This is a genomic window from Microbacterium sp. P5_B6 (genome assembly GCF_056400345.1).
In genome coordinates, this window is record NZ_JBFULL010000001.1 from 158,582 (window position 1) to 176,568 (window position 17,987).

At 69.4% G+C, this 17,987-nt stretch carries 17 protein-coding genes; 7 read left to right on the forward strand and 10 right to left on the reverse strand.

Features of this window, described 5'->3' with window-relative positions:
• Positions 1 to 155 precede the first annotated feature (155 nt).
• From AC1DP3_RS00670 to AC1DP3_RS00695, 6 genes are all read left to right on the forward strand, one after another.
• Positions 156 to 491 carry a hypothetical protein gene (locus tag AC1DP3_RS00670; RefSeq protein WP_477290255.1) on the forward strand — a complete coding sequence of 112 codons (336 nt, stop codon included), beginning with the start codon at positions 156 to 158 and terminating at the stop codon, positions 489 to 491.
• Between the two features lie 19 nt (positions 492 to 510).
• Positions 511 to 822 (forward strand): pore-forming ESAT-6 family protein, encoded by a 312-nt coding sequence (locus tag AC1DP3_RS00675; protein ID WP_477290257.1) that lies wholly within the window; start codon positions 511 to 513, stop codon positions 820 to 822.
• A gap of 16 nt (positions 823 to 838) precedes the next feature.
• Positions 839 to 1,183 (forward strand): DUF6507 family protein, encoded by a 345-nt coding sequence (locus tag AC1DP3_RS00680; protein WP_477290259.1) that lies wholly within the window; start codon positions 839 to 841, stop codon positions 1,181 to 1,183.
• On the forward strand, positions 1,184 to 4,405 hold the full coding sequence (locus AC1DP3_RS00685; protein WP_477290261.1) for a hypothetical protein: 3,222 nt from the start codon (positions 1,184 to 1,186) through the stop codon (positions 4,403 to 4,405).
• Positions 4,405 to 5,073, forward strand: a complete 669-nt coding sequence (locus tag AC1DP3_RS00690) for a hypothetical protein (RefSeq protein ID WP_477290263.1) — start codon at positions 4,405 to 4,407, stop codon at positions 5,071 to 5,073. Before AC1DP3_RS00685 ends, AC1DP3_RS00690 begins: the two co-directional genes overlap by 1 nt.
• Positions 5,074 to 5,375: 302 nt before the next feature.
• Positions 5,376 to 6,047: an Imm61 family immunity protein gene (locus tag AC1DP3_RS00695; protein WP_477290265.1), complete on the forward strand. Its 672-nt coding sequence runs from the start codon at positions 5,376 to 5,378 to the stop codon at positions 6,045 to 6,047.
• Positions 6,048 to 6,181: 134 nt separating this feature from the next.
• Here AC1DP3_RS00695 and AC1DP3_RS00700 read toward each other — a convergent pair whose 3' ends face one another.
• The 9 genes from AC1DP3_RS00700 to AC1DP3_RS00740 all read right to left on the reverse strand — a co-directional run bounded on the left by AC1DP3_RS00700 (position 6,182) and on the right by AC1DP3_RS00740 (position 15,990).
• A complete protein-coding gene (locus AC1DP3_RS00700; protein ID WP_477290267.1) occupies positions 6,182 to 7,570 on the reverse strand; it encodes a glycine--tRNA ligase in 1,389 nt (462 codons plus the stop codon).
• Positions 7,571 to 7,820: 250 nt separating this feature from the next.
• A complete protein-coding gene (locus AC1DP3_RS00705; RefSeq protein WP_477290269.1) occupies positions 7,821 to 8,858 on the reverse strand; it encodes a hypothetical protein in 1,038 nt (345 codons plus the stop codon).
• 14 nt (positions 8,859 to 8,872) lie between these two features.
• Entirely contained in the window at positions 8,873 to 10,744 is a 1,872-nt protein-coding gene (locus AC1DP3_RS00710) for a substrate-binding and vWA domain-containing protein (protein WP_477290271.1), read from the reverse strand.
• A gap of 57 nt (positions 10,745 to 10,801) precedes the next feature.
• On the reverse strand, positions 10,802 to 11,170 hold the full coding sequence (locus AC1DP3_RS00715; RefSeq protein ID WP_477290273.1) for a DUF4870 domain-containing protein: 369 nt from the start codon (positions 11,168 to 11,170) through the stop codon (positions 10,802 to 10,804).
• Between the two features lie 63 nt (positions 11,171 to 11,233).
• Positions 11,234 to 12,562, reverse strand: coding sequence for an alpha-hydroxy-acid oxidizing protein (locus AC1DP3_RS00720; RefSeq protein ID WP_477290275.1), 1,329 nt, complete (start codon positions 12,560 to 12,562; stop codon positions 11,234 to 11,236).
• A gap of 51 nt (positions 12,563 to 12,613) precedes the next feature.
• The gene (locus tag AC1DP3_RS00725; RefSeq protein ID WP_477290277.1) at positions 12,614 to 13,474 is read right to left on the reverse strand and encodes a hypothetical protein; all 861 of its coding nucleotides are present in this window, start codon (positions 13,472 to 13,474) and stop codon (positions 12,614 to 12,616) included.
• An 80-nt stretch (positions 13,475 to 13,554) separates the two neighbouring features.
• Entirely contained in the window at positions 13,555 to 14,688 is a 1,134-nt protein-coding gene (gene menC, locus AC1DP3_RS00730) for an o-succinylbenzoate synthase (protein WP_477290278.1), read from the reverse strand.
• A gap of 67 nt (positions 14,689 to 14,755) precedes the next feature.
• Positions 14,756 to 15,529 (reverse strand): isocitrate lyase/PEP mutase family protein, encoded by a 774-nt coding sequence (locus tag AC1DP3_RS00735; RefSeq protein ID WP_477290280.1) that lies wholly within the window; start codon positions 15,527 to 15,529, stop codon positions 14,756 to 14,758.
• A 65-nt stretch (positions 15,530 to 15,594) separates the two neighbouring features.
• Complete coding sequence (locus AC1DP3_RS00740; RefSeq protein WP_477290282.1) at positions 15,595 to 15,990, reverse strand: hypothetical protein; 396 nt, start codon at positions 15,988 to 15,990, stop codon at positions 15,595 to 15,597.
• Between the two features lie 200 nt (positions 15,991 to 16,190).
• On the opposite strand from AC1DP3_RS00740, the gene AC1DP3_RS00745 reads away from it, so the two are divergent.
• The gene (locus AC1DP3_RS00745; RefSeq protein WP_477290284.1) at positions 16,191 to 17,000 is read left to right on the forward strand and encodes an SDR family oxidoreductase; all 810 of its coding nucleotides are present in this window, start codon (positions 16,191 to 16,193) and stop codon (positions 16,998 to 17,000) included.
• A gap of 13 nt (positions 17,001 to 17,013) precedes the next feature.
• On the opposite strand, the gene AC1DP3_RS00750 is transcribed toward AC1DP3_RS00745, so the two are convergent.
• Positions 17,014 to 17,931: a cyclase family protein gene (locus tag AC1DP3_RS00750; RefSeq protein ID WP_477290286.1), complete on the reverse strand. Its 918-nt coding sequence runs from the start codon at positions 17,929 to 17,931 to the stop codon at positions 17,014 to 17,016.
• Positions 17,932 to 17,987 lie beyond the last annotated feature (56 nt).

Here is a 17,987-nt window from a genome sequence, read left to right on the forward strand (position 1 = left end):
GCGGCATCACCCTCGCTCGCGGCGGCACAAGGTCGGTGCTTGTCCCCGAAAAGGGGGACATGGGCTTTCGCAGTGATCGGTTAGCCTGAGGGGCAGTCCATGCAAGTCGATCGGGTCGGCGACGTTCCTGCGCCGAAATGAAGGGATGACGACGGATGAAGTTCGCGATGGGTGCGGATACCCTCACCGTGCTGAGCAAGGCCACCTCGGGGTCGAGCGATGACCTCTCGGTCCTGGTCCGGCAGCTGTTCGAAGCGGCCGAGCCGCTCGAGGGCCGGTTCCAGGGCGCCGGGCGTTCGGCGTTCGACCGTTTCAAGGGACGCACGGACGCGATCTCTGCGGAGCTCAAGGCAGCTCTCGACGGCGTGCTCGGCGGCATCGGCGGGATGAACCGCTCGTTCATCGAGGGTGAGTCCGCGATGGTCGACCAGACCCAGAGCCTCGAGGCGGGGTCGTCGTTCGACGCGGCACGCTTCGGCTCGAGCCGCTGATCCGAAGGGACTGAGAGACATGGCGAACCAGAGCGACCGCCGCGACTACGACATCGCGGCATCCCAGAACGCACAGGACAACTTCAACCGCGTCGCCTCGCAGCTCGAGGCGCTGATCGACCAGCGCGACCGCGATGTGCAGGCCGCGATGGCGGACTACGCCGCGGAAGGCGTGTCGGAGGACTACCGCGCCAAGGAGACGCGCTGGAAGAACGCCGCCGCCGAGGTGCGCGGCATCGTCCAGACCCTCCGCTCCTCGCTGGAGCGCAACGACGAGTCCGCGCAGGACGCGCTGCGCAAGGCGCGTGCGGCTGTGGAGTCGATCGGCTGACCGATCGAGCTGATCGATGACGCACTGGAGCATCCAGCCGTCGGGGGTCGTGGCCGTCCTCACGGACGTCAACACGTACGCGACCGCCCTCGGTGAGGCATTGAACGGGTTGAGCCCCGCCATGGAGGGGGCTGTCGTGGCCACGCAGTCCGGCGCGATCTCCGAGGCGATCCAGTCGTACTTCACGCTCGAAGAGGGCCCGCGTCTCCAGGGCATCAACACCCGCATCGGGGCAGCAGCATCCGGAGTCGTGAAAGCCACCGAGGCGTATGTCGCGGGGGATCTCGAGATGGCGGCGAACGCGCAGTCCGCGTCGGTCGCCGCGGTGTATCCGACGCACCTCCCGCCGGGGGTGAGCTGAGTGCCGTCCGCGATCGACCCCACCCAGATCCCGGGCAAGGACATCGACCCGGACGCGATCGAGTCCAACGCCTCCACGATCGACACGATCGGCGGATCGGTCCGTGACAACGGATCGAATGTCCACCTGAAGTGGCAGGGCATGGCCGGCGTGTACGAGGCGCCCGAGGCGGGCACTCTGCTCGGCCTGATGCAGCCCGTGTCGGCGCAGGCGACCACTGCGGGCGACAACCTCGAGGCCGTCGCCGGCGCCCTGAAGCGATTCGCCGCTGACGTGCGGCCGATCAAGGCGGAGCTGGATTCGCTGCGCCTGCAGGCAGAGGCGTTCCGAGGCGAGATCGCCGGGGGCGTGACGGTACAGCAGCTGAACCCGGCGTATCTGAGCACGCAGGGCTACTACGCCACCGCGCCGGCTGCCGGCTCTTCGCCGTACTCGGTCGGTGGCACCACCGCCCCGGCGTCCGACATCCCGAAGTACCAGACGGTCACGAAGGAGTGGCACGAGGTCCAGGAGTACGTCGACCGCAACAACGATCTGATCGGCCAGGTCAACGCGCAGCAGGTCGCTCTCTGGGACGCCGAGCGCACATGCGCGAACACGATCCGGGCCCTGTTCGGCGGTGCTCCGCTGCACGCCTACTCGTCGGAGAACGATCCCCTCGGCTACGGCCTGGACGAGATCCCCGAAGGCACCGAGATGCCCTGGGGTGCGCCGGTGGAGCGGTCGGAGGGCTGCGGTGAGGCGACCGCGAAGTTCGTCTTCAAGGATTTCCTCTGGGAAGGCCTCCTCGTCGGCGGGGTCTGGGGCACCGTCGAGGGCCTCGGCACGCTCGTGCTCGGCTACAACCCCGCCACCGGCGACTGGTTCTCGGGGGACGCCTACGGCGCCGCGTGGGGGAGCCTCGGCCTGCTCGTCGCATCGGGTGCGATGAACTCGGCGATCCTCGGCCCCCTCCTCTGGGCCGACCAGGGCATGGAGTCCTTCGGCGGAGGCGGATTCCTGCCGCAGGAGGTCCGCGACTTCAAAGCCAAAGCCGACGAAGCCGCCGTGAACACCGGCAAGGCCCTCATCGCGTGGGACAAGTGGGCCGACGACCCCGGCACCGCCCTCGGCGAATCGGTGTTCAACGTCGGCACGATCCTCATCCCCGCCGGCGCCGCGATCACCGGCGTGAAGACCGCCGGGACCGCAGCATCCGTGCTGTCCAAGATGGCCCGCGTGGTCGACCTCGTCGACCCGGCATCGCTGGCCGTCAACGGCGCCGTCCGGGTCGGCGGCCTCGGCCTGGGCTCCCTCGACAACCTCATCGGCGGTCTTGACCTCGGCGCCAAGCTCGACCCGCCGCACATCGAGGTCTACACCGCCACGGACGCCGCCTCGGCGGTCAAGGCGCTCGACGACTGGGGCGTGGACCTCAACACCGTCACCGCCCACGCCGACAACGGCATCCCCGTCCTCGAGTTCCCCGGCGGCAAGATCGAACTGCCCGCCGGCTCGTTCGACAACGCCCTCAGCGGGGTGCGCGGGGGCGACGGAGCGGTGGATGCCTCGGTCACGGCGCCCGTCCGGGAGCCGGAGCTCGTGAACGCCGGCGGCGTCCGCGGAGAAACGGGAGCCAGCCCCGTCAACTCCAGCGTCGGCGAAGCACCCGTCCGCACCGAGACCGGTGGCGCAGGCGAGTCGACGATTGTCCGCGACCCCGAGACCACGACGCGCGGCGGCGGGGACACCGTCGACCCGAACACCACGAGCGGTTCCGGAGGGTCGGGCGAGGATTCAGGCAGTGATGCGTCGGGCGGTCACGGCGCCTCCGAGATGCAGGATGACCTCGACGGCGTCGAGGGCACCCGGGACGAGACCACCGGCGACAGCGGATGGGCCGAGCAGGGCGACGGCGCATCCGCGAACGGCGCCTCTGCGGACGGTGGCGACGCCGGCTGGACCAGCTCCGAGGGAGCAGACCTGTCACTGTCGGCGACCGATCGCGCCGCCGTCGACGACTACATGGCAGGGTCTCGGAGTGCCGAGCCCACGATCACCGCCGATATGCAGGATGTTCTGTCCTCCCATCCTGGCGTCCGCCTCGAGGGCCTCGAGTACCGCCTGAAGAGCGACGAGTCGATGTACCGCAAGGTCGCTACCGCGCTCGACGAGCTTCCGGACGGCGCTTCTTCCGCGTCAGTGGTTTCGGGCATCAAGGACAGCGTGCGTTACACGTATGTCGTCCCCGACACCGCTTACACGGCGACGGTCGACGGCATCATGCACGACCTCGTCGCCCGCGGCTACGAACCAACCGGTCGAATCAAGAACTCTTGGGGCACGGATGGCTACCAGGGAATCAACACCAACTGGGTCGACCCGTCCAGCGGACGGATCATCGAGGTCCAGTTCCACACTGATGCCAGCCTCGCGGCCAAGATGGAGGCGCACGGTCTCTACGAGCAGTCACGGCTGCCAGGACTGGACGCCGACACCGGCGCACGATTGGAGGCGGAGCAGCGCGAGATCTTCGGTCACGTGGATGCCCCTGCCGGCGCGAGCGAGATCGACTGGCCCGCTAGGGACGAAGCTGCACCGTCGCAGCCCGACACGACGTCCGCGCGCGGCATCGACGATCAGGCATTCGTCACCGAGGTGCTGGATCGTCACGACACCACCGCGGCGGAGATCAACGACCTGCGGCGGGTCCCAGCCACAGATCTGACCCCTGGGCAGGTCGATCTCCTCCGGGAGCTGCGCGATTCCGTTCCCGACGTATCGGATGGGACGCCGATGTCGAAGGTCATCGCGCTGGACGACGTCGAGAACTACATCGACGGTCGCTATGAGCAGATAGGCGGGTTCATGACCCGTGCGGCCGACTACGACGGCGGGGCGCGCCTGCTGGACGAGGTCGTCGATGAATTGCGCCTCGACTACGCGGACAGCGCGTTCACGCGTCCCGATGCCGAGGGATTCGCCGTGATCGATTTCGTCGCCGGCGCTGACGCTGCGTTCGACGTGCCCTACTCGGAGCGATTCGGCGGCGCAGCGGATTGGCCGGAGCCGTTCACAGGGAACGGATTCACGGCGGCCCGCGCCGACGTCATGGTTCCGGAGTTCGTTTCCCGGGACCGGTTCCTTCCCCCCGAAGGCGCGACGATCTCGATCGTCCGTGATGGCGTCAAGACGCCGGTCGCCGTATACACCGACGGTGCATTCCGCAGGATCGGAGAATGATGAGTGACCCGCTCGAGCGAGACGGTCTCTATGCGACATTTCAGGGGCAGCGGTACTCCGCCAACCGGGACGTCGAAGGGAACCTGGTTATCACGACGTCGGACCCCGCGTCGCGGGCTCTGGGCTTCATCGACCGCTACGGCGTCGGGACATACACGAAGATCCTCGGCCCCGGCGAGGTCACGGACCTCGAACGGACGCGCCACTTCGGTGTGTACCGCGGCGAAGCCGTCGAACTGAGCGTGAACCGGCGCGGCGGCGTGCTGGCCGGAACAGCCGACGAGAAGCTCGCCGGCCGACTCGGACTGCCGCGCGTCGACAAGGTGTGGTGGGAGACCGAGCTGTCGCCCGAAGACCCCGAGCTGGTGATCACGGAGGTCCGGGAGCCGGTGGGAACGACCCCTCCCAGCGACCCGCAGGACGTCGACCGGTACTTCGCGCGATTCGACGCGAATCGCGTTCCGGAGGCGCTTCTCCGACGCCATTTCACGCCGGAAGGTCATGAAGACCAGGTGCTGCGCGACGTCGATCAGTGGAAACCGGACGCGCACGGCAGCGTGTCCCGCGCAATCCTGTTCCCTATCGACTCCGACCTCGAGTCCGTCACCCCTCAGCAAGCGGCGCAGTTCGTTCGCATGGTCGGGGAGCGCCGGTACCGGCCTTTGTGAACCCGACCTGATGACGCAGGAGCGAGTGGCGTTCCTCGATGCCCGGGATGCTCGCGCCGCGCGATACGGCACCCAGCGTCTGTAGGCAACGAGACCATGTGAGCGATCCGGCGTCCTCGTCTCTCGAGTGACTCGGCTTCGGCTTCCCCACGGCGCGCCGCGACGTACCTCTCTGAAGGAGGATGGTGATGGCTGAATCGCGGTTTCCTGCGTCGATGGCGGGGGTGGCCCTCGGGACGGACGAGCGCGAGGCAACTCACCTTCCTTCCCATCGACGAACTCACCGACTTGGAGATCCTCGGATGATCCCGCCCTCGCTCACCGCGGTGACGTCTTGGCTCCAAGGCGCCCTTCGTGCAGTGATGGAGCACGCTGACGGGTTCTCCGTTGTGGATGACGAGGTCACGCTCGACGTCCGCGACCTAGGAGGGAAGTGGGTCGTCTCCAAGACGTGGCGCGACAAGGATCGCGGCGTGGTCTTCGAGGCGCCGTCCACCGGCGATGTCGATCGGTACTTGACGCTCGCGTTCGCGAACGACAAGCGCAACGCGCGAGGCCTGCGCCCACTCGGACATCTCATCACCATCGGTGACGCCGGCAACGCGTTGCCGGTCGACGGCTTCACCCTGACGGGCGACCTCGACCACGGATTCCTCCTCACCGACACGGCGACACGTCGCGCGTGGCGATTCGCGAGCGACGTGGAGGCCGCCCGATTCAGCGGATATGTCGACGTCCCCGTCGAGCGACTGCGGAGCGGAGTCGACCAGGTGTCGCGCGATCTGCTCGACGGTGACGGCCGAGGAGCATCGTGGGCCCGCTTTCGAGGAGACCGGCCCGAAGTTGCACTCCTCTCGACCCCGGTGAGCAGGCCCTTGCCGGCAATGGCCCCTTCGCGATCCCGAAGGCCGGCTCCGAACCGTTCGCTCTGCTCGCCGAGTCGTGCCGACTGCACCAGGAGGACGAACGGCTGATTCAGAAGCCGGGATGGAACCGGGGGACGCCGGTTTGACCGCCGGGCACTGGGGCCGAATCAGCTAGGGTCATCGACGCGCTCATCCGAGAGAGATCCGGGCCCTGACCGAACGCGCGTGAACGCGGCTGCGAGTCAGGCCCCGCGCAGGCGATCCGCGAGGAAGTCGATGAGACCCTCGAGCGGCACGCGCTCCTGGCCCATCGTGTCGCGATCGCGGACGGTGACGGCCTGGTCGTCGAGCGTGTCGAAGTCCACCGTCACGCAGAACGGTGTGCCGATCTCGTCCTGGCGGCGGTAGCGCCGGCCGATGGCGCCGGCGTCGTCGAAGTCGGTGTTCCAGCCGTTCGCGCGCAGGTCGTCGGCGAGCGTGCGTGCGACCGGCGACAGCCGCTCGTTGCGCGACAGCGGAAGCACCGCGACCTTGACCGGAGCGAGGCGAGGATCGAGCTTGAGCACCGTGCGGGTGTCGGTGCCGCCCTTCGCGTTCGGCGCCTCCTCCTCGTGGTACGCGTCGACGAGGAACGCCATCATGGCGCGAGTGAGGCCGAACGACGGCTCGATCACGTAGGGGACGTACTTCTCGCCCGACGCCTGGTCGAAGTAGGTGAGGCTCTGACCCGAGGCCTCGGTGTGGCTGCCGAGGTCGTAGTCGGTGCGGTTGGCGACGCCCATCAGCTCGCCCCACTCCTTGCCCGGGAAGCCGAAGCGGTACTCGACGTCGATGGTGCCGGCAGAGTAGTGCGCTCGGTCCTCTTCGGGGACGTCGAAGCGGCGGATGTTCTCGGCGTCGACGCCGAGGTCCAGGAACCAGTTCCAGCAGGCTTCGACCCAGTGCTCGAACCACTCCTGCGCCTCAGCAGGCGGTACGAAGTACTCGATCTCCATCTGCTCGAACTCGCGGGTGCGGAAGATGAAGTTTCCGGGGGTGATCTCGTTGCGGAACGCCTTGCCGACCTGGCCGATGCCGAACGGCGGCTTCTTGCGCGACGCCGTGAGCACGTTCGAGAAGTTCACGAAGATGCCCTGCGCGGTCTCGGGGCGCAGGAAGTGCAGGCCCGACTCGTCGTCGACGACGCCGAGGTAGGTCTTCACGAGGCCCGAAAACGCCTTCGGCTCGGTGTACTGGCCCTTCGTGCCGCAGTTGGGGCACGGGATGTCGGCGAGGCCGTTCTCGGCCGGGCGGCCCTTGCGCGCCTCGAAGTCCTCGATCAGGTTGTCGGCGCGGTACCGCTTGTGGCACTGCAGGCACTCCACGAGCGGGTCGGTGAAGGTCGCGACGTGGCCGGATGCCTCCCATACGCGCTTCGGCAGGATCACCGACGAGTCGAGGCCCACCATGTCACCCCGGCCGCGAACGAACGTCTGCCACCACTGGCGGCGGATGTTCTCCTTGAGCTCGGTGCCGAGGGGTCCGTAGTCCCACGCCGAACGGGATCCGCCGTAGATCTCGCCCGCCTGGAAGACGAATCCGCGGTGGCGGGCGAGGGCGATCACTTTGTCGAGACGGGACTGCTCGGCCACGGTGGCTCCAATGGTCGGGTGAGGGATTTTCGCGGGATTCCGCGACATGGGGGAGGGATGCCGCGAGAGGCGCGGCATCCGTCAATCCTATCCGGCCCGGATCCGGACTCTCTGAGGGCACTGCGGCTACTCACGGCGCGCCGAGTCCACCAGCTTCGCTCGAATCCACCCCCTTTCGCGCGTGCAAATGGATGGATTCGCGCGGACTGGGTGGTTTCGCCGGTGAGCGATGCGCGTGGTTGACAGTCGACTACGGGGAGGGGGCGCCGGTGGGGCCCTCGTCGGCCGCGTCGTTGAAGGCCCGGTCCCAGTCCTGCAGCTCCTTGCGCCCGCCGATCAGGCCGTCGAGCGACACCTGGAAGTGCAGGCCACGCCGCGCGTTGACCTGCTTGATGTTCTGCAGAAGCTCGGCCGAGACCTCGTGCAGTCCCTCCAGCACCTCCTGGATGCGGTCGTCCGGGTCATCCCAGAGGTGGGGATGGGTCAGGATGTCGAGGAGATAGTCGCGGTTGAGCGCTGCCGTGAGCTTCCGCAGCTTGTCGTCGTACTCGACGGCCGCGATGCTGCGCTGGTCATCCGCGCTGCGTCCATCCAGCCGGGCGAAGAGCTCGGCGGCGTTGTCGGCGAGGACGCCGATCTCCTGCCCCGTCTGCGCGGCGACCTGATTCCCCGATGCGCCGACCGCCGCATATTCGGCGCTGAGGGACTTCAGCGCCGCGATCTGCGTGGTGAGTCCACTCGGGATGTCGTCGTCGGCACCACTCCTCCGACCGCGAGACCGGACCACGCGCACAGCCGCGATGCCGGCGCCCACAAGGACCGCGACCGTGAGGGCCAGGCCGACGATGACTCCGCCGTCGAGGCCGGTCGGATCGGGGTCGGACGGCTGCGAGGAGGTGCTGATCTCGCTCACGGTCTGGGTGAGAGCATCCTCGACGGAGTCGGCGGAGCTCTCGGCCTGGTTCGCGATCAGCATCGCCTCGCCGGTTTCGAGCACCCGCGACCCTGCGGAGAGGTCGTCGCCCACCGCCACGATGATCGTGTCGTAGCCCGTCTGCGACGCGATCTCCGCGACGATCTCGGGACCGGATGCCTCGAGTGACGCGTTGTCCGAGAAGACCGCGACGCCGATCGAGGCATCTCCGATCTGCTGCTCGAGCTGCCCGGCGAGAGCCGTGGCGCCGCTGACCTCGGACGACACATAGACATGGGTGCCGGCGAGCGCGTCGACCGCGTCGTCGATGTAACCGCCGGTCGAGAGCGCGACGGTGATCGGCGGAACGTGCATGGCCCTCCCGCCGGCTAGAAGTTGTTGATGACCGAGGCGAAGACCAGGTCGATCTTGGCCGGATCCGACGCATCGAACCACTGGCCGCCCGTGGCTTCGGCGATGCGCTGCAGTGCGGCGGTGTCGGCGCCTTCACCGTATGCGATCGGGAAGATGCGCACCGGTGCCGCGTCGGCGCCTTCGCGCGACTGGGCGCCGATCTTGGCGATCAGCGAGTCGAGCGAGATCTGGGAGTCGGTGTCCTGACCGTCCGAGAGCACGACGATCGCGTTGATGCGGCCGGGCTCGGCCCGGCTCGTCATCTCTTCGTAGGAGGCGGCGATCGCGTCGTACAGCGGGGTGCCCTGACGGTTGGAGAAGCGGAGGTCCTCGATCGACGACTGCAGCGACTCGAGGTCGGACGCGAGCGGCGAGACGTCCCGCAGCACTGCGAGGTTCTCGCCCGCGGCGGAGGTGATCCCCGTGGTGAAGGCCCACACCCCGACCTCGTCGGTGCGGCGGAAGTGACCGAGAGTCTTCTGGGCGCCCTCGATGGCGCCGTCCAGCTTGGAGCGGCCGTCGCCGATGGGGTCGTCCATCGAGCCCGAGATGTCGATGACCTCGAGCACCGACGACGGCTTGCGGATCTGCGTCCACTGGTCGATCGCCGCCGATACGACCTCGACCGAGGGCTTCGGCAGCGTGACGGCGGGCCCGGCGGGGTCGACGCCGTACGCCTCGGAGAAGAGCTTGCCGAGCGACACGGACTCGTCGAGCGGCCGGAAGCCGTACTCGGGCAGGATCTTCTGGGCATCCTTCGTCTGCAGGAACGCGGCGAACGCGAGACCCGCCTCGCGCTGCTCGGCGGTCACCCAGTCGGCGCCGAGCACCGTGACCGGGTTATCGGACCACATCGAGCCGCCCTCGGGGTACACGGCGACCAGCTTCTCCTTCGGGGGCGTGAGCTTCTCACCGGGCTGAACCGTGTGCGAGTCGGGGTTGCCCTGGTTGTAGTTGAGCAGTGAGGTCTCCTCGACGGCGATCGCCGAGACGTAACCCGAGCCGCTCGACCCCTCCTGCGTCTGGCTGTACAGGCGGGAGAGGACCTTGCCGGTGGTGTCGCCATAGTGGATGACGCACTCCTCGAAGACGCGAGAGAAGTCCGCCGCTGCGGCCACGTCCTCCGCCGTGAGGCCAGACGCCTTGCCGGAGGCCTCATAGGACTGCATGAGGATGGTCGACAGGCCCGTCGTCGAGGTGTTCGGGTTGGTCTTCGAGATCTTGAACGAGCCCCAGAGCTCTTTGCCGACGCTCCCCCAGCCCGCCGGGTCGGAGCACAGTGCGGCGAAGTCGGAGATGCCGATCGCCGCCGAAGGCCATCCCAGCGCGCGCGCCATCGTCTCCGGGACGCCGAACACCACCGGGGTGTGCGTGAACGACGCAGGATCGCCGACCAGGGAGGGGGATGCCGCTGCCGCGACCCGGTCGGTCCACACCGTCGAGGCAGGCGACCACATCGACGGCCAGCGGCGCTCGTTCTCGTCGGGCCAGTCCTCGCCGGACGTGAGGTACCGGGTGGCATCGCCCGACGACACGTTGATGGGATGCACGGTCGCGCAGGTGTCGAGCCCCGCGTGCTCCGGCGAGTCCTTGAAGGCGTCGGCGAGTGCGTCGAGCATGTTGACCTTCTCGGACGACGTCGCCACGACGACGTTCGTGCAGCCGTCGTCCGCGAAATCGCCGTTCACGCCTTCGGCGGTCTCGGGGTCGGAGCCGAAGCATCCCGAGAGCAGGAGGGCTGCCACGAGCGCGAGGGAGGACGCACCGACCAGCCGCGAGGACCCCCTGCGACGTTGCGGGGGCGAGGAGGGTGAACCGGCGAGAGTGCGCCGTGAGCCGGCCATCATGTGGCAAGCATAAGCGGCGGGATGCACGGATGCATCGGCCCTCTCACACGGCGTCGTTCACCGGACGAACGGGATGCTGAGGGGATATGTGAACCACTGACCGCCACCGGCTTTCACCGCCGCGATGATGGGGAACACGATGGCGAGGATCCCGGCGACGACGAGAATCGGGATGCCGATCAGGACGACGGTCAGGATGCCCCCGACGAGGTACGCGATGAGCAGCGTCAGCTGGAAGTTCAGCGCCGTGGCGGTGTGCGCCCTGATGAACGGACCGCGGTCCTTGAGGACGAGGTAGCCGATCAGCGCGGGCACGAAGCTGAAGAGCAGGCCGCCGAGGTTGACGAGGACAGCCCACAGCTTCTCGTCGGAGGGGTTCATGGGAGCGGGGAGTCCGCCGTATGGCGCGGGATTCTGGTACGTCACGGGACAACCCTAGGCGCGGGCACGGCATCCCGCGCGGGGGCTGTCCCCCGCCTTTCCGGGGGTTCACCCCGCGCGGAGTGCGTCCTCTCCGACCTCGGAGATCGAGGTGCGGCCTGAGAGCCCCAGAGTGATGTCGAACTCCGCGAGGATGTTGCGCATCACCTCCCGCACGCCCGTCTCGCCGGCGATCGCGAGCCCGTAGGCGTACGGCCGTCCGAGGGCGACGGCCGTCGCTCCGAGCGCGAGGGCGACGAAGACGTCAGCGCCGCCGCGCACCCCGGAGTCGAAGACGATGGGCATCCGGCCGGCGACGGCGGCGGCGACGCCCGGGAGCGCGTCCAGGGTCGGGACCGACTGATCGATCTGCCGTCCGCCGTGGTTGGACACCCACACCCCGTCGACGCCGGCATCCACCGCCCGTCGCGCGTCGTCGGGGTGCACGATCCCTTTGAGGATGATCGGCAGACTCGTCCACGCACGCGCCTTCACCAGGTCGTCCCAGGTCAGCGCGGGGGTCGAGAAGACGTCGAGAAAGGTCTCGACGGCTGCCCGCGGGAGCGGTGAGCGGAGGTTGGCGCGCACGCCCTCGCCGGTGACGGCGCCGCCCTTCCGTGCGATCGTGACTCCCGCGGCGATCGTCCTGGGCGTCAGGCGAACGGCGGGAGCGGCAGCTGCCGCGGGGTCGGGACCCCGCCGCACGTGCTCGCGGACGAGCTCCTGGAAGACGGGGTCGCTCGTGTACTGCGCGATTCCGAGCCCCCGCGTGAAGGGCAGGTACGCGAGCTCGAGATCGCGCGTGCGCCAGCCGAGCAGGTGCGTGTCGAGGGTCACGACGATGGCTTCGCACCCGGATGCCTCGGCCCGGCGCAGCAGTGACTCGTTCAGCGCATCGGATGCCGACCAGTAGAGCTGGAACAGCCGCGCGCCGGCGGGAGCGGCATCCCGAACCGCCTCCATGGCGAAGGATGCCTGGTTGGAGAGGGTGTACGGCACGCCGAGCGACGCCGCGGCCCGGGAGATGGCGAGGTCGGCCTGCGGGTGAGCCATCTCCATGACGCCGAGCGGCGCGAGCAGGAGAGGGGTCGGCCGGCGCACCCCGAGGAAGTCGATCGAGATGTCGCGGCTCGAGACGTCGCGCAGGGGCCTCGGCCAGACCTGCCATCGCTCGAAGGCGGCCCGGTTCGCGGCGACCGTGCGCTCGGCGCCGGCGCCGCCCGCGATGTAGGCGAAGGCCTCGGCGCTCAGCGCCTTGCGGGCCGCGGCCTCGAGTGCGGCCGGGTCGATCGGCACGCGGGGACGGCTTCCGCTGATCCCCGCCCGGTAGATCTCGGACTGGGTCGCGCGCGCGATGCCGCGTGCGGCGGCGGGGTCATGCGGAGCGACGCTGCTCATCGCGCCAGCCTAAAGGGGGAGACGTCGCGGGGCGGCATGGGACGGGCATCGTCAGCTTCCGAATCCGCACCACTCGGCGACCCAGGTCAGGATGCGGCCGCGCATGTCTGCCGTCGCGGCGATCTCGATGTCGCCCGGTTCTCCCTCGACCTGCACGTCGAGCGTGAAGACGGTGCCCCGCTTGTCCTCCTGCACGGCGTGGGGATCGCAGCGGAGGGGAACGAGCGGCAGGTGGACCTCGATCGCCTGCGTGTCGCCCTCGTGCACCCGGATGTCGATCGGGTACAGCTGGCCCGGCGAGTCCGCCCACGACAGCAGGTTCGTGGTGTGGATGTCGTCCACCACCGCCGCTCCGCTTCCGGTGGGAGCGATGGTCAGGGTGAGATCGGCGGCCGATCCCGCAGCTGACGGCGTGAACGACGAGAACGAGACATCAGCAGCCTCGGCGAGGGCGGCCGCGCGGCACTCCCGGTCGTGGAGCGGCGCGACGAACGACAGCGGATCGGGAAGATCCGTGGTCGCCGAGCCCGAGGCGTCCGCCGTCGACCAGTCGAAGGTCACCTCAGCGTTCGCCTCGTCCGGCGCCGGGCACGTCACCGGCGGAAGCTGCACCGGGATCGAGACCGTCGCGCCGGCGGCGATGCGGCTCGCGCGATCGTGGACCCGCTCGGCGGGACCGTCGAACCTCGGGTCATCGACCGCGATCGTTCCCACGGTCAGCGTCTCCGCTGTGCCGTTCGTCACGGTGACCTGGGCGTGGCGCGTCGCGACGTCTGACCGCAGCTGCCGCAGCTCCACCGTCACACCATCCGGCAGCCCGGTCGGAGACGCCGGGGACGCGGCATCCGTCGCGGCACCCGCGGTGCATCCGGCAAGAGCGAGGCTCGCGAGCACGCCCCAGGACAGGAGCACCGCGCCCTTCGCACGCGATCGCCGAGCCCCTCGGGCCGCTCGAGCCCCTCGGGCCCGTCGATCACACCGGCGAGGCGCGCTCATGCTCGGACGACCACCCGCTCGACCGTGAACTCCTCGAGCGCCTGACGGTCGACCTCGACGCCGAGGCCTGGGCCGGTCGGGACCCGCACGTGCCCGTCGTCGAGCACAGCCGGCTCGGTCACGATGTCACGGTGGTAGAACCGGCTGGACGCCGACACATCGCCGGGCAGGGTGAAGCCCGGGAGAGCCGCGAGCGCCGCGTTGGCCGCACGCCCGATGCCGGTCTCGAGCATGCCTCCGCACCACACCGGGATGCCGGCATCCCGGCACAGATCATGGATGGCGACCGCCTCAAGATACCCCCCGACGCGCCCGGCTTTGATGTTGATGACGGATGCCGCCCCCAGCGCGAGCGCGTCGGTCGCGGCCTTGAGCGACACGACCGACTCATCGAGGCACACGGGCGTCGTGAGGCGCCGGGCCAGGGTCGCATGGTCGACGATGTCGTCCTCCTGGAGCGGCTGCTCGATGAGGAGGAGGTCGAAGCGGTCGAGCTCGGCCAGCGTCTCGATGTCGCCGAGGGTGTACGCGGAGTTGGCGTCGACCTGCAGGGGGATGCCGCCGAAGGCGCTGCGCACAGCGGCGGTGTCGCCCACATCGCGGCCCGGCTTGATCTTGATCTTGATGCGGACGTACCCCTCGTCGAGGTACCGGCCGACGGTCTCGACGAGGGCTGAGGGATCCTGCTGGATGCCGACGCTCACCCCGCTCGGGACTCGATCATGGACGGCTCCGAGGTGCTCACCGAGGGAGCGGCCTTCCGTACGAAGCGCCGCATCGAGGACCGCGAGCTCGAGGCCCGCCTTGGCCATGCGGTGGCCGACGAAGGGATGGAGGATCCCGGCCACGTCGCCCGGCGCCACCGTTCCCCGCCCGAGCAGCGCCGGGATGAGCCAGCGGGTCGCGACGTCCCACGCGCCCTGCGTGTACTCGCTCGAGTACAGCGGCGCGTCCTGCGTGACGATCTCGCCCCAGCCGTCGCCGTCCGAAGTGAGGGCTCTTACGACGATCACCTCGCGCACCGTCTCGGTGCCGAACGACGTGGTGAACGGCGAGACGAGCGGGAGGTGCAGCACGCGCAGCTCGAAGCCTTCGAGGGTGACGGATGCCGCGGGCCGGGCGATGGGCATGCGTTCAGGGTAGTCGGGCCCTCGCACCTGCCGCCCGGCCCGCGATCAGTCGGCGATCAGTCGGCGATCAGTTGAGTGCGCGGGTGCCTTCGGGGATTCCGCCGCCGGCCTGCACGTCGCGCACGAAGTCCTGAAGGGCGGTCAGGGCGACGCGCTGGGAGAAGGGCCCGTACGAGACGCGCGCGACGCCGAGCTCCTCGAGCTTCGCGAGCGGCAGAGAGCCGGGCACGCCGATGACCGAGAGCCGCTGCGGGCCGAAGGCATCCACGAGCGTGCGCACCTGCTGCTCGTCGAGCCGGCCGGGGACGAACACGACGGGCGCTCCGGCTGCGAGGTATGCCTGACCGCGGGTGACGGCATCCTGCAGATTCTCCTCGGGAGTGCGGTCGCCGCCGCGGACGAAGGCATCGGTGCGAGCGTTGAGGACGAAGCGGATGCCCTCCGCCTGGCCTGCCGCCAGCGCGGCCTCGACGCCGCGCACGGCTTCGTCGAGGGGCTTGAGCTGGTCCTCGATGTTGGCGCCCACGACTCCGACCCCGATCGCGCGGCGGATGGTCTCGCCCACGTCGCCGTACCCGGCTTCGAGGTCGGCCGAGACCGGAAGATCGGTCGCCTGTACGATGCGCTGGATGGCCTCGAGGTGCAGACTCAGCGGGATGCGCTCGCCGTCCTCATAGCCGAAGCTGGCGGCGATCGAGTGGCTCGCGGTGGCGAGCGCGGTCGTGCCCGGTTCGGCTGCCACGACCTGGGCCGAGATCGGATCCCACACGTTCACGACGGTCAGCAGAGCCTGGTCTTCGTGGAGCGCGAGCAGTCGGTCGGCGTTTTCCTTCAGTGTCATAGGTCGAGTCAAGCGCCTCAGCGACCCCGAGTCGTCCACTTGACGCCGGATGACGATGGCTCCGCTCAGCCGAAGGGACTCGTGGACGGGTCGCCACGCCGGCGCGGTCGAAGTGTCGCCGGCGCCGGCCAGTCGAGGTGGTGCTTCTGGACCGGGACGTCGATCGCTCCGAAGTCGTCCGTCTGCACGACGACGCGGCCGGGCTCCGCGGCGCCGCCCGGCGTGATCTCCACCAGCTTGACCCGGACAGGTTCACCGACGTCGCGCTCGAGCATCCAGACGTCGGCGAGCCAGGAGAGCCCGCGCTCTTCGAGCACGGCTTCGGCGTCGAGCCAGTCGATCGGTCCCGACGCCTCGCGTCCGAGCAGATCCAGGGCGACCCAGTCCTCGCCCTCGGGACGAATCCACCCGACGAGCTCCCCGTCCTCGCGGCGGTGCGGGGTCCAGTCGGGCGGGATCATGCGGTCCAAGGTACCGGCTCATCTCTGTTCTGGGTTTTGGTCGACAGTGCGCCCTCTCGCCGAGGGAGCGGGTTATCGACGCGAAGAGCATGCTCGCTCGTCGACAGGGCACTCTGTCGAGCAGGCGGCGGGCTACCTGCTCACCGGATGCCTGTAAACCCCCGTCCGCCCACGGTCACCTGCACTTTAGGGTCGACGCCATGACCAAGACGCAGGACTTCTTCGCTCGCCGCGCGATCGTGACCGGCTCGGACTCGGGCATCGGCCGGGCGACGGCGCTTGCCCTCGCCGACGCGGGAATCGACGTCGGCATCACCTGGCACTCCGACGAGGAGGGTGCGCAGCAGACGGCAGACGGCGTGCGCGAACGCGGGCGCCACGCCTTCGTCGCCCGTTTGGATGCCACCGACCTGGCCGGGACCGCCGAGGTGATCGACGGCCTCATCGGCCAGCTCGACGGGCTCGACGTGTTCGTGAACAACGCCGGCGGCGGGTCCGGTGGTCCGATCCTCGACCTGAGCCTCGAGGATTGGCGCTCGGTGGTCGCCCTCAACCTCGACGGCGCCTTCGTGGGCATGCAGACAGCCGCCCGGCACATGGTGAAGGCCGGGGCCGGCGGACGGATCATCGCCGTGACGAGCGTGCACGAGCATCAGCCCCGCGTCGGCTCGTCGCCCTACGTCGCCGCCAAGCACGGGCTCGGCGGGCTCGTCCAGACGATGGCCCTGGAGCTCGGGGCGCACGGCATCACCGTCAACGCCGTCGCCCCCGGCGAGATCGCGACCGAGCTCACCGGCCAGGAGCCCCAGGATGCCGAGGACACTCGTCGCGAGGGCATCCCCCTCGGCCGCCCCGGCAAGCCCGACGAGATCGCGCAGGTGATCGCGTTCCTCGCCTCACCGGCGTCGAGCTACGTCACCGGGGCGAGCTGGACCGTGGACGGCGGGATGCTGCAGATGGGCCCGCAGGCCGGCTCCCACTTGAAGAGCGACGAGTGGCGCGAGGGCTGAGCGAGCCTGCGCCTCAGACGGGGACCTCGGCGAACGCGCGCACGGGGAACGTCCCGAAGCGCTCGACGGCGGGCGGCGCCGCCGTGAAGCGGGCGCCCTGAGGCGGGAGCGCTCCGAGGTTCGTCAGGTGCTCGACGACATGGATGCCCGCGTCGAGCAGGAGCGTGTGCGCGGGGCGCTCGCCCCCGGACTCGGTGTCGTCGATGTTGAGCGAGTCGATGCCGACCAGCACGACGCCGGCGGCGATGAGGTGCCGAGTGGCCGCCTCAGTGAGGAACGGCGCGCCCCTGCCGTACGCGGGCTCGCCGAACAGGCGATCCCAGCCCGTGTGCAGGAGGACGGCGGCACCGCGCACGTCGCGGTCCGCGAGGGTCTCCACCCGGATGCCGCGGCGTTCCAGACTCCAGGCATCCTCGAGGTGGAAGACCTCCGCGCGAAGGCCGACGAGGGTGTCGAGCGAGAGCCCGGCGAGATCAGGTCCCTGGGCGTACCGGTGGAACGGCGAGTCGAGGTAGGTGCCGGTGTTGCCGATCATCGTGATGACGTCCATCGCGAACTCGGTGCCGGGGGCGTACTTCGCCCGCGAGTCCTCACGGGTCAGGTGCGGCGTGATCGTCGGGGCGGGAAGCCCGGGGTAGGTGACGAGTCCGGCGCGGATGGGGTGGCTGAGGTCGACGACCCTCGTGGCGGCGCCGGGCTCCGCGACTCGGGCGACGCCGCGGCTCCCCCGGTGCCGCTCTTCGACGATGCGCAGCCCACGCAGCTCCACCTCGTCGACGAGTGCGAGGCCCAGGTGCTGGACGAGCAGTGTCGCCACGGCGTCGGCATCGGCATCCGGAGTGGGCACGTCCAGGCGGAAGCCGGTGCCGGCCAGCTCTCCTCCGTTGGCGAACGAGAGCTGGAAGTCGAAGTGGGCGCGGTATTCGGGCATGCGCGCCATCCTATGAGCGACGGATGCCGCGCCCCCGCCGCGGTCGGATCAATGAG